This window comes from Paraburkholderia sp. FW306-2-2C-D06C, from assembly GCF_058781505.1.
The window spans coordinates 23,166-35,232 of record NZ_JBYSWU010000071.1 but is presented as its reverse complement, the minus strand read 5'-3'; the positions used below and the strand labels follow the sequence as shown (position 1 = coordinate 35,232).

Below are 12,067 nucleotides of genomic sequence, written 5' to 3'. Positions count from 1 at the left end.
GCCTCGTGAGGTGGTGCACCTTCGCGAACGTCGTGGCGGTGACCGGACTGCTGCTGGTGGCGGTACGTGCTCAGGAGAAGCGCGTCCATAGTCTGCTGCAGGCATCCCACATCGAATTGGAACGGCGCGTCCAGGAGCGAACCGAAGACCTGGAGAAGACAAACAGCGAACTAAAGGAGGAGATCGCGCGGCGCCGTCTGTTGGAAGGAGAACTGATCCAGGTCGGCGATCAGCAGCAGAGACTCTTCGGCCGGGAACTGCATGACGGACTTGGGCAACACCTGACCAGCCTGGGTCTGTACTGCGCCGCCTTGAATCAGAAACTCCAGACGCAGGGCCACCCAGCCGCCGCCGACGCCACTATCATCGTCGGATTGGTGAAGCAGGCGTCCTTGATGACCCGCAGGATTGCCCATGGGCTGGACCCGGTCGCCATTGAATATGGTGGCCTTGCGGCCGCGCTGCATGGGCTGGCGGAAACGGCTCGCACGCTTAATGGCATAGACTGCATGCTCCGGATCGAGCCAGATGTGGACTTACTGGATCCGCCTACTCAGATCAACCTGTACCGTGCGGCGCAGGAAGCAGTCAACAATGCGCTGAAATATAGCGAAGGCCGCCACATCTGGATCGACCTGGGGCGCGTAGGCGGTTTGCAGACGCTTTCAATCAGTGACGACGGGGTGGGCGTCGGCCCGGAACAAATGGAGCGTGCCGCAGGACTGGGACTCCACAACCTGCGTCACCGGGCCAGTCTTCTGGGCGGCTCTTGCACTGTGACCCGCAATGCTTTGGGTGGCACCACGGTCGCCATCAGCTATCCGATACCGGAGCGCCCAGACCATGCACGGGAACTCGTCTAGCCCAGGCCGCGCGATTCAAATCCTGATCGTGGATGACCACCCCATCATCCGGGAGGGGATGACGCACTTGCTGAATCTGCAAGAGGACCTGAACGTCGGCTGTGCGGCCGGCAGCGCCGAAGAAGCCCTGGCGGCGATGGCCTGCCAGCCCGACATGGCCATTGTGGACATCAGTCTGCAATCGGACTCCGGCCTGGACCTTGTCAAGACCCTCCGCCAACGCTATCCAAATCTGGCAATCCTCGTCCTCAGCATGCATGACGAAAACCTGTTTGCCGAACGAGCACTACGGTCTGGGGCAAACGGGTACCTGATGAAACTCGAGGCCACCGAGCATGTCGTGAGCGCCATCCGCGAAGTGCTGGCAGGCAATATTTATTTGAGCACCGCCATGCATGAAAAGTTGGCGCGGTCCCTTGCGGGTCCCAAAAAAATGCCGGCGGGTTCAATTGGAAGCCTTTCGGAACGGGAATTCGAGATCCTGCACCTGATCGGACTCGGCTTCAGTACCCGCGAAATCGCCGCGAAACTGAATCGGAGCGTCAAGACCATCGAGGCACACCGGGCCAACATCAAAGAAAAGCTGAATATCCGTAGCGGCAACGAACTGATGCGCTTCGCAATTCAGTGGATCGAGAGCCAATAGGGCGGAGCCCGGTCACTGAATAAGGCAATCCCTTAGCCTCGTTTAGGAACAGTGCCTTATTCACGCGCATGCGGTCAGCGCATACAGTGCAGTGGTACCTGCCGGCGTGCCGCAACACGTGGACGGGCTGGGCAGTCGAAACCCGGCAGTTCCACGAGGATCGCCGCCATGAACACCAATATCCCTTGAACGTTGTAGTTCTGAATTCCGCACTGTCTTGGCCCTATGGATGGGCCGTGGGAAATAGGACTCGTCCATCCAGACAGAGCCTTGAGCTGGCTTGCGTGCGCTACGCCGACGTCCTACTTACAGATCTCAAAAATAATTCCAATATCGTTCCAACTGGAACACCCGGCAGAACTTTCATAAACACCAAGCAAGTAAATTGCAGGGAATGAAAATAGATCCTGGCTGGATGCCCGGGTCCTATCCTGGAGCGGTCGCGATAAAAAAAGGAGATAACTCGCGAATAAAGAAAATTCTGCCCTGGTATTGCAAGAGCGTGTCGAGTCCTTGCAAGAACCTTCGATGCCTTTCGAAGCGGCACGAAATCCCGGCGCCAACTGCATGATTCGATTGGCGTCGGGCATGTCATACACCATGCTGGAGGATATGATGAAAACTCTGACTTTGATCCCTATTGCCGTATTGGCGTTGTGCGCCACGCTGGCCTATGCGGGCGACGACGCTAGCATAGCGAGTACGGCAACCGACAGCAACGCAGCCATGACGTCGGCCGCAGTCGGCGGCACGCCCGGGGGCGGTAGCATGAGCGGTGCCCACGTTGGCAAGACTCGCGCGGATGTCTATCAGGAATTGCAGCGCGCCCAGAAGGACGGCACGCTGGATCGCTTGAACGCGCTCTACGGCGGGAGTTAATCGCATACGCCGGGAACCTGCCGATTCCCGGCGCGATGATAGGGATGATCCTGTTGTTAGCCTCCCTGAGTCTCCGCCCCGGCCTTTCATCCGCCATTGATAAGCGACTCTCTCGCCCTGCTTAGGTTTCTGCCTCTTTTGTTCGTTCCGGCAGGAGTGGGCATCATGGTCTTTGCCGGCCAAGTGGCTCATGACCTGCTCCCGATAGCCGTGTCCATTGTTGTAAGTACGGCGCTAACAATCGTCGTTACCGCGCTTGTCGGCCAAGGCTTGTGCGCTTTATGGCCCCCGCGCTGCACCGCTGACAACACCGTTTGCATCGCCGTTGTCAAACGAAGTAAAGTTGAGACAGATTTACCAGTAAAGTTGCAACCTCAGTGCGTAAAGCGCTATGTAGGATAAAAAAGTCTATTGACGATAGGCACTTAGCGATCAATTGACGTAAAGTTGCAACCCTCTATGGATTGCCGTCTGTCATGGCCGTCGACCCGAAGCAACGACACGCGTCAATCAAACGCGACGGCGGTATCGCCCAGCTACGCTGGCCATCAAAACAAAGGCAGCTCCTGCCGCCCCACCGGAGACATGAGGCCATGTCGAATGACCTCCCGCCGCCCATTTCTCCCACACCGGCTCCAGCGCCAGCTACCGGACAGCGATCACACCATCGCCCGATCAGCTGGCTGGGCTTGGCAATGGTTGCGATTGCACTGAATGGACTGATCGCCGTCTCCCTGTGGTGGATCGATCCTGGCGAGGTGCGTACAACGGATCTGGTGCAAAAAGGGGACGCGGCCGAGATGTTTCTTATAGATATGGATATCTTATCGATTGAACAGGACAGCATTCCAGACACCGGTCGTAGCGGTATCGTTGATGCCGAGATCGGAGAAATCGAACTGCCTCTTGCGAATGCGATGCATCAACTCGATACCTGAAATGGTGGTCGCGGCACTCCTGAACCGTTTGAAGCCGAGCATCACGTTCGTTCTGGACTTGATGTGACGGTGGTCCTGTTCGATCAGATTATTGAGATGCTTCGAAGACCGCACCTTCGTGTCCTTGGGCAACAGGCCATCAGTCTTCATCTCCCGTACGGCGCGGTGCGATGCGGCATACCCATCGAGCGTGACCGTCTCCGGTGGCTGGCCCTGATGTTTGATTGCCTTGCTGAAAAAGGCTTTTGCCGCAGCCACATCGCGCTTTGCCCTGAGCATGAAGTCTACCGTCTGGCCGACGCGATCCACCGCCCGATATAGATAAACCCATTTGCCCCGGATCTTCAGGTACGTCTCGTCAACCCGCCACGACCGTCCCGCAGGCGTGGCGAAATGGTTCCAGCGCTTGACGAACTCGGGCGTATAGCGCTGCACCCAACGCAGGATCGTCGTGTGAGCCAGCGACAACCCTCGCTCAGCCATCATCTCGACGAGATCGCGCAGGCTGAGTTTGTAGCGCAGATACCAGCGCACACAAAGAATGATCACATCACGGTCAAAGTGACGGCCCGCGAACAGCCCGTCCGGACTCTTCAGTTTGCTCATCGCGGGTCCTCAAATCCCCAGCCCGACACTCTAACCGATTCGTTAACCGCTATTTGCACCACAGCCGTTCCGGTTTGGCTAACTTTGTGCGGAACTGGCGCCTGAACACACGGGAGACCGGACTTCACGCTGTTCAATAGCCCGCGGCCCAGCGGTTCAGATCGGAGGCAGATTGCTGGCCGTCGAAGCATCCAATCACGCGGGCACCGATAAGTGGGCCGAACTTGAACATCTGGCCGTCGCAGTTCGTGATCACGACGGTGCGTCCCAGTGGGTCGACGCGGAACCGCTCGCTGGCGTCCTTTACGTAGTACCCGACCTGCATGCGGACCGGCCTGTATCGGGCAGCTTGCCGAAGGAACGGGGAAAAATGGCTGATGACCTCATCGCCTTCGGAGGCCAGTGACTGGAATCCATCGCATGGACGCCCGGGCCGCCTATGGCTTCCAGAGCCGAATTTCAGTCCTGTCCCGTGAATGGGCGCGATTGCGTAGTTATCGCCGGGGCCGAGATCGGTGAGACAGGGGCTGTTGCGCCATGCATCGAGATACTCTTCCGGCGGTTCCACATAGCAGACGGCCTGCCGGAATGTTGGCATTCCTCCGTAGTCGGGAAAGAGCTCGGGGAGCCAGGCGCCGCATGCGATGACCACGAGGTCTCCCGACACAAGCGAGCCATCTTCGAGCGTGACCTCGCTGCGCGCTGGGTCGACGCGTACCACCCTGGTATGCGCTCGTTTCGCGGCACCTTTGGCCGAGACCCAACGCGCCAGATCATCGACTATGCGACTGGCAAACAGCGCGCCCCCCGTCGGCGCAAGAAGCCCCCAGTTGTTGTCCGGCAAGCTCAATTGAGGACACATTCGCTCAGCCGCTTCCCGATCGAGGACTTCATGCGCGATGCCTAGCTTGCGAAACGTCGCCAGACTCCTTCCCGTGTAGTCGCCGGGTGACTGCGAAATGCCCATCGTTCCGGTGTTGGAGAAATGCTGAACGCCGAGATCGGCCCATAGACGATCCCACTCTTTAAATGCGTCATCCACCATGCGCGTATAACCCTCAGCGTCACCGTACTGATAGCGGATCATCCGATGCTGGTCGTAGGACGCGGAAGCGGGGTTGGCGATCGCGCCTTGCTCGAGCAGAGTGACCTTGTGTCCGCTTAGCAGCGCCGAACGGGATACAGAGAGGCCGACAATTCCGGCTCCGACAACGACAATATGGCCCATAAGGACAGTACCTCAACTCAATGTGCTTTCAACTGATTCAAGCTTCGGAAGTTCACGTGACTGCTATACCGGGCGGTCCGCAGGACGAAACCTGACCCTCACACCCGCCGTCGGTAAAATCGCAGCCAGGAGTTTGATCTGGCAACAGTGCGGTGCATGGATAGTCGTGGTTCCAGCCATGACCTCATGACGAGCAACACCGCGAAATTGACGATCAGGTACAGCAATCCAGCCAACGTGAATACTTCGACAACCGCAAATGTCTCGCTCATCAATCGTTTGGCCAGGCCTGTAATCTCAAGAACCGTAACGGTCGACGCAAGACTCGACTCCTTGACGATGACGGTGATCTCGTTCGCATAAGCCGGGAGCGCCTGGCGAAATGCAAGGGGAAACCGGATGCGCCGGAAGCATAGCCAGTTCGACATCCCGCACGCGCGAGCCGCCTCGATCTCGCCAGCGGGAATCGCCATGAGGCCGCCCCTGAGGATTTCCGAGGTATAGGCAGCGGTATTCAACGTAATGGCGAGCGTCGCGCAGTTAAAGCCATCGCTGAAGAACCACCAGAGGGCAGTCTGGTCCCTGAGAAACTGTAACTGCCCCAGTCCGAAATAGATGATGAAAATCTGCACCAGCAGCGGTGTGCCACGAAACACCATGCTATAGAGCAGGGCGAATGCGGCGAGGGTGCGGTTTGACGATAGTCTGGCGAGTGCGAAGCCAAGGCCTAGTGGAAAACCGACGACGATCGCCACGAGCCCTATTCCGAGTGTCGTAGCGAGTCCCTTGAGGAGCAGCGGGATGGCCTGTTGAATGAGGTCGATGTCCATCCTTACACCACTCTCACGCCGCGATTCAGGTTGCGTTCGACCAGACCGAAAGCAACCTGGCTGAACAGGGTGATGACGAAGAACACGACGGCTGCGATGACAAAGAAGATCAGCGGTTGCCGCGTGGTGCCAGCGCCGATGTAGGCGACACGAATGAGTTCCGCCAACCCTGTCACCGAAACGAGCGACGTATCCTTGATCGTCGCCTGCCAGACGTTGCTGATGCCCGGCAACGCGTACCGGAACATCTGAGGCCCGACGATCCGTGTATAAAGCTTGCCTGTTTGCATCCCGACGGCGCGCGCTGCCTCGATCTGCCCGGGATGAATCGCATCGAGGGCGCCGCGAAAAACCTCTGCCGCATAGGCCGCGGCAATGGCCCCAACGGAAACCACACCGACGATAAAAGAGTAAGCACTTTGAAACGCATCGGCATACCCGAAAAACGTACCCACTCTCGCGATGAACTCGACCGATCCGAAGAAGATCAGATACACCACCAGCAGCCCCGGCACGCTTCGCACGATTACCGTGTACACATCGGCCACCTGCGAAACTACCGGAACCCGGGCCCATTTCACCGCGGCCAGCAGAAGCCCGAGCAGCAACCCGAAGCCCATTCCGAGAACGCCAACCGCCACCGTGACGACGCTCCCGCGAAGAATGGACAAGCCCCATCCGTCTTCCCATAGCAGGCGTGAAAGAGCAATGTCCATAACGGCTCCAGAGTTAAATTACTTGCAGGTCAGCGAGTAGTCGTCACTGAACCACTTCTCGCTCATCGCTTTCATCTGACCGCTCTTGATGATGTCACAGAGCGCGACGTCGATTTTCTTCGTCAAATCCTGATTGTCCTTGCGGATGCCGACGCCCATCCCATGACCCAGGGTGGACGGGTCGTCTGTTGCGACGACCTTGACTGGAACCATTTCAAAACTGGCACCCTCCGGCTTTTTCAGGTAGTCGGTCCATGAAGACCCGTCGTCAAACGCAGCGTCGAAACGCCTTGCACTCAGGTCGCTCTCCATCTGGGTCAGTGAATCGTAGCTCTTGACCGTTGCATCGGGAATGTTCTTCGCGATATATCGCGAGTAGGTCGTGCCTGTCACCACACCGATGGATTTCCCCTTCAGCGCAGTGAGGAGCGGGGGCAGCGAAGCAAGCTTCGCGAGGGGCGAACCCTTGGGTACGATGAAATATTGCGGTGCTGACGCGTAGGGGATCGAGTAACTGATTTTCTTTTTCCGCTCTTCGGTGATACCCAGGCCGGAGATGATGATGTCGAACCGCTTTGCGTCGAGGGCTGGAATCAACGTGTCGAAAGCCTGGACGACAAATTTGCAGGTGACGTCGAGCTTTGCACAGATCGCTCGCGCGACATCTGCGTCAAAGCCCGTTACATTGCCGCTGGCGTCGGCCATGCTATAGGGCGGAGCGTCGCCCTCGGTTCCGACGGTCAGGACACCTTGCGCAGCCACACCGGAGGTGGAAATGGCAGAGAACAACAGGCCAAGCAGACAACTTAAGAGTTTTCCTTTCGACATTTCCATTCTCCAGATTGTTCGGGCGCCCACTATTGGGTGCCCTTGGTTGCATCAAACAAAAAAGGTGTTCGCCCGTAAATCCACGCGGTCCGTCGCGACGAATCAGAATTGCTGCCGCAAGAATCTGCGCGTCTGGTCAGACTGGGGGGAGTCGAACAGGTGGTCCGGTTTTCCTTCTTCCTCCACTCGTCCCTGATGCAGGAATATGATCCGGTCCGACACTTCGCGCGCAAAGCGCATCTCGTGCGTGACGAGAAGCATCGTGCGGCCCTCGTCAACCAGCCCGCGGATAACACGTAGCACCTCTCCGACGAGTTCCGGGTCGAGGGCAGACGTCGGTTCATCAAACAGCATGACTTTCGGCTGCATCGCAAGCGTGCGGGCAATTGCAGCGCGTTGTTGCTGTCCACCTGAGAGGCGACTGGGATAGTGGTCCCGCTTGTCGGAGAGGCCGACCTTTGCGAGTAAATGCAGCGCGTGTTCGGTCGCCTCTTTACGTGGCTTCCTGAGCACGTGAACTGGCGCCTCGATCACGTTTTGCAGCACCGTGAGATGCGACCACAGGTTGAAACTCTGAAACACCATGCCGGCGGTTTGACGAATGCGTTCGATCTGGCGCCGGTCCGCAGGCTCGTTGCGCCCTTGACCTCCCGACCGCAGCCTGACCAGTTCGCCGCAGATCTCGATCTCCCCTGCATCAGGTGTCTCGAGCAGGTTGATACAACGCAACGCCGTACTCTTGCCTGATCCGGACGCGCCGATGATCGAAATCACGTCTCCCTGATTTGCTGCTAGGTCGATGCCCTTCAGGACCGGGACGTTTCCGAAGCTTTTCCTCAGGTTGCGAACGGAGACAGCGGGGATGGGGCTGCACGTTTTTCCGCTACACGCGGTCGCATGGACGGGATCTGAGATCGTGGACACGGGATGCCCTGGCGGATTGGGACTTTCGACGGAGTCTCCAACTCCGGGATGACGCGCAACCCGTTCAAGAATCGAACCAGCAACACCGGCTGATGCGAAAGTCTCGTCTGACATGAAAGCGCTCCTGGAAGAGGGCGTGTGGGCAGGCGATGGGCTTAGAACCTTGCTCCGTAGCGCACCAGTTCGTCGGTTACCTGTCTGATGGCTGCTGCCGTGATCTCCATCATTTCGTCGACTTCACTCTCCGTCATGACCAGCGGCGGCGCAAAGCCGAGGATGTCTCCATGAGGCATGGCTCGCGCAATGAGTTGCCGGTCCCGGGCTGCCCTGGAGATGCGCGCGCCGACTTTCAAGGCTGGATCGAACCGGAGCTTCCGATCACGATCGGCCACGAACTCTATGGCCGCGAGCATGCCAACGCCCCGAACCTCTCCGACGATCGGAAGGTCTGCGAACCGCTCGTGCATGCGCGCCTGGAGGTATGCCCCGGTCGAAGCTGCCTTTTCGACCAGGTTTTCCCGCTCGACAATGTCGAGAACCGCATTGGCTGTCGCTGCGCCGATCGGATGGCCTGAGTACGTGTAACCGTGCGAAAAGGCTCCGACGCGGCTCGCGCCTGCCTCCATCACCCGATAGACTTTTTCACTCACGATCGCAGCCGACAGTGGGAAGTACGCAGAGGTCAATCCCTTCGCCACGGTAACGAGATCCGGCACAATTCCGTACATGTTGCAGCCGAAGGGCGTTCCGATACGGCCGAATCCGCAGATCACCTCGTCGGCGATAAGCAGGATGTCGTACTTGCGCAGCACCGATTGAATCGCGGGCCAGTAGCCCTTCGGTGGCGGAGTGAGGCCGCCGGTGCCCAGCACGGGCTCGGCGATGAAAGCTCCGACGGTATCCGGGTCCTCAGCGAGAATCAGTGCTTCAAGTTCCTGCGCGCGCCGCAAGGAAAAGGCTTCCTCGGTTTCGCCGGGCACGGCGCCCCAGTAATGATGCGGGACACCGGTGTGCAGGATTCCGGGGAATGGCAAGTCCATGTGATCGTGATAGAAACTCATTCCCGTCATGGATCCGGCTACCACCGTGCAGCCGTGATATCCCCGGTCCCGAGAAATGATTTTTTTCTTTCGCGGCCGGCCAAGCAGATTGTTGTAATACCAGACCAGCTTTGCCTGAGTCTCGTTGGCGTCTGAACCGGAAAGTCCATAAAAGACCTTGCTCATGGTTCCTGGCGCCATCTTTACCAGCCGGCTTGACAGTTTCGCCAGCTCCTCGGTCGTGTGCGCGGCGTAGCTGTGGTAGTACGCAAGCTTGTTTGCCTGACGCGTAATGGCGTCCGCGACTTCAGTGCGACCGTAGCCCACGTTCACGCAATACAGGCCGCCGAAGCCATCAATGAATTCCCGCCCGGTCGAGTCCTTGATCCTCACACCCTTTGCCGTTTCGACGATCGTCGGGTCTCCGAGGGTGCCATCGGCGAAGTCTTTAAGGTTCGTGAACGGATGCAGGACGCTCGCGCGGTCCAGCTCCGCTGTGCTGCTACTGGTTGCCATTCTTTATTCTCCGATGATCTACCCGGCCAGATTGCCGAAGCAGACGTATTTGAGTTCCATGTAGTCATCGACACCGTGGCGCGCTCCTTCAGAGTCTGCATCCATTGCGGCATCGATCCACCCCTCATCGCAACGCGCTACTCCGCGATAACCTCGCCCGTCACCGGATCTGTCACGGACATCGAACCTTCCCCTGCGACTCAGCGTTCTGCCACGAGTGCACCGGTGCCAAGTAGACCGGCATAACTCAACGGCTTTTGCGTGTTTCGGGAGAGACCCGGCACGCCGAGGCTCCGCGAGTGAAGGAGCAGGAGTGGTCGATTGAATTGACATGAGGTAGATTAGCTGGGCAATAAAGCAAAATCCGGCGAAAAAATTCACCTTGACGCAGTATTCGGGCGTATAGCGAGGACAAACGCAGCAAAACTGCGTTCCACAGATGGCGAATATTGACCAGATCGATGCACGTATTCTCAAGGCCGTTCAGGCGAACAATCGCCTCACGTCGGACGAACTTGCGGCAAAGGTGAACCTTTCGTCGACTGCCGTACAACGTCGGCTGAAAAGGCTTCGTGCCGAGGGTGTGATCCAGGCGGACGTTGCGGTCATTGAGCCGAAAGCGGTCGGACGGCACATCTCGATGTTCGTGCTGGTGTCACTTGAGCGGGAGCGCGCGGACATAGTCGACCGCTTCAAGGAATCGATACGTACGACGCCTGAGGTGATGAATGGGTACTACGTGACAGGCGAGTCGGACTTTGCGTTGGTCGTCACCGCCAGGGACATGGAGGACTATGAGAAATTTACCCGCCGCTTTTTCTATGAGAACCCGGACATCAAAGGCTTTAAAACGATGGTCATCATGGACCGGGTAAAGGTGGGATTTTCTATTCCTGTGGGCGTGGTCGACGATCCCGCTTAGGGCGGAGCGTCATGCGCCAGGAGGCGAGCGACCAATTCGAAATGAGGTCTGGCGGGGATTCGTTAAAAATCCGCCACATCTCAGCCTAAGCTGCTGATTTGAATGCGAAATCGATGGTCGGATCGAGTGGCGGGACGGGGCGCTGGAGATCCAGCAGATAGTCACCGAGCCGGTTGATGTGTTCCCGCCGGTATGGCGACAGCACCTTGAGCACCTCGGCATCGACCGGATGCCCCTTCTGCTGCAACTCCTTCAGCCTGCGCGACATCCACTGCACGTTGTACAGGATCACCATGTTCGCGACGAGATGGTTGTACTTGATCACCTTGCGCTGCTCGTGCCGGACGTTCTCGGCGATGACGCCTTCGCCGCCGAACATCAGCCACTGCGCGAAGTCGTTGAACTGCTCGCTCTTGTTGGTCGCCGCGTGAATCGTGCGGCGCAACTCCGGTTCGTTGAGATATTTCAGCAGGAACAACGTCCGGATCACGCGCCCCAGTTCCCGAAATACGAAGTAGAGCTTGTTTTTCGTGCTCTCCGAGCCGAGGCGGCGAAGGATCGTGGACGGCGTCATTCTGCCCGCCTTGATCGACACTGCGACACGCATCATGTCGAGATAGTGTCGCTCGATCAGCGTCCAGTCAATGGCCTGGCACAAAGGCTGTCGATGTGCTCATACTTGCGGCGCTTGTCGGCCTTGTACAGCACGAGATCCTTGATGTTGCGCATGCGCGGCATCAGACTGATGCCCGTCACGTAGGACAGGCCGAATACCGGACCGCTCTGCGCCTGCGTATCGCCGTGGATCGTGTCGGGCTTGACGTCGGCGCCATTCCGGATCAGCCCGTCGAGGATGTAGACGGCTTCGTGAACACCGCACGGGATGAAGTGGCTGAACAGCGCGATGTACATGTCGGACACGTAGGGTTAGCGATACCGATACATCTGTGTGCGCAGGCTGCGTCACAGGCTTGAACTGAGGACTGCCGCGAGGGAACTGCGGAGCTTGAGATGAGGGCGCATCTGCGCGTCGCCTTATGCCCAGGTTGCTCGATCGGCTCAGCACAGCCGATCTTCGAAGTGTCCGCGGCTCGAGAAAGCGAGCGCCCCGCATCGGCATGCTTGAAATTA

Annotated in this window: 12 protein-coding genes and 1 pseudogene; 5 read left to right on the top strand and 8 right to left on the bottom strand. The window is 58.2% G+C overall.

The genetic code is table 11. The features are described 5' to 3' along the window. The 4 genes from AC3WLT_RS34050 to AC3WLT_RS34035 form a co-directional block, all read left to right on the top strand. Positions 1–863 (top strand): sensor histidine kinase (locus tag AC3WLT_RS34050; protein ID WP_492596007.1); only part of this gene is annotated, 863 nt, incomplete at its 5' end. Continuing rightward, positions 844–1,509: a response regulator gene (locus AC3WLT_RS34045; RefSeq protein WP_492596006.1), complete on the top strand. Its 666-nt coding sequence runs from the start codon at positions 844–846 to the stop codon at positions 1,507–1,509. The genes AC3WLT_RS34050 and AC3WLT_RS34045, both read left to right, overlap by 20 nt. A gap of 528 nt (positions 1,510–2,037) precedes the next feature. Then, positions 2,038–2,388 carry a DUF4148 domain-containing protein gene (locus AC3WLT_RS34040; protein ID WP_492596005.1) on the top strand — a complete coding sequence of 117 codons (351 nt, stop codon included), beginning with the start codon at positions 2,038–2,040 and terminating at the stop codon, positions 2,386–2,388. A 165-nt stretch (positions 2,389–2,553) separates the two neighbouring features. Continuing rightward, a complete protein-coding gene (locus AC3WLT_RS34035; protein WP_492596004.1) occupies positions 2,554–2,790 on the top strand; it encodes a hypothetical protein in 237 nt (78 codons plus the stop codon). Positions 2,791–3,212: 422 nt separating this feature from the next. On the opposite strand, the gene AC3WLT_RS34030 is transcribed toward AC3WLT_RS34035, so the two are convergent. From AC3WLT_RS34030 to AC3WLT_RS34000, 7 genes are all read right to left on the bottom strand, one after another. Beyond that, complete coding sequence (locus AC3WLT_RS34030; RefSeq protein WP_492596003.1) at positions 3,213–3,932, bottom strand: IS6 family transposase; 720 nt, start codon at positions 3,930–3,932, stop codon at positions 3,213–3,215. 133 nt (positions 3,933–4,065) lie between these two features. Beyond that, the gene (locus tag AC3WLT_RS34025; RefSeq protein WP_492596002.1) at positions 4,066–5,160 is read right to left on the bottom strand and encodes an NAD(P)/FAD-dependent oxidoreductase; all 1,095 of its coding nucleotides are present in this window, start codon (positions 5,158–5,160) and stop codon (positions 4,066–4,068) included. Between the two features lie 98 nt (positions 5,161–5,258). Further along, positions 5,259–5,990, bottom strand: coding sequence for an ABC transporter permease (locus AC3WLT_RS34020; protein ID WP_492596001.1), 732 nt, complete (start codon positions 5,988–5,990; stop codon positions 5,259–5,261). A 2-nt stretch (positions 5,991–5,992) separates the two neighbouring features. Continuing rightward, positions 5,993–6,706, bottom strand: a complete 714-nt coding sequence (locus tag AC3WLT_RS34015; protein WP_492596000.1) for an ABC transporter permease — start codon at positions 6,704–6,706, stop codon at positions 5,993–5,995. Positions 6,707–6,724: 18 nt separating this feature from the next. After that, a complete protein-coding gene (locus tag AC3WLT_RS34010) occupies positions 6,725–7,534 on the bottom strand; it encodes a transporter substrate-binding domain-containing protein (RefSeq protein ID WP_492595999.1) in 810 nt (269 codons plus the stop codon). Positions 7,535–7,636: 102 nt separating this feature from the next. Further along, positions 7,637–8,572, bottom strand: coding sequence for an ABC transporter ATP-binding protein (locus tag AC3WLT_RS34005; RefSeq protein WP_492595998.1), 936 nt, complete (start codon positions 8,570–8,572; stop codon positions 7,637–7,639). 41 nt (positions 8,573–8,613) lie between these two features. Then, the gene (locus tag AC3WLT_RS34000) at positions 8,614–10,014 is read right to left on the bottom strand and encodes an aminotransferase (protein WP_492595997.1); all 1,401 of its coding nucleotides are present in this window, start codon (positions 10,012–10,014) and stop codon (positions 8,614–8,616) included. Positions 10,015–10,453: 439 nt separating this feature from the next. On the opposite strand from AC3WLT_RS34000, the gene AC3WLT_RS33995 reads away from it, so the two are divergent. Continuing rightward, complete coding sequence (locus AC3WLT_RS33995; RefSeq protein ID WP_492582701.1) at positions 10,454–10,936, top strand: Lrp/AsnC family transcriptional regulator; 483 nt, start codon at positions 10,454–10,456, stop codon at positions 10,934–10,936. A gap of 85 nt (positions 10,937–11,021) precedes the next feature. Here the strand turns inward: AC3WLT_RS33995 and AC3WLT_RS33990 are convergent. Next, a pseudogene (locus tag AC3WLT_RS33990) lies at positions 11,022–11,860 on the bottom strand (Tn3 family transposase); the annotation flags it as partial. Positions 11,861–12,067 lie beyond the last annotated feature (207 nt).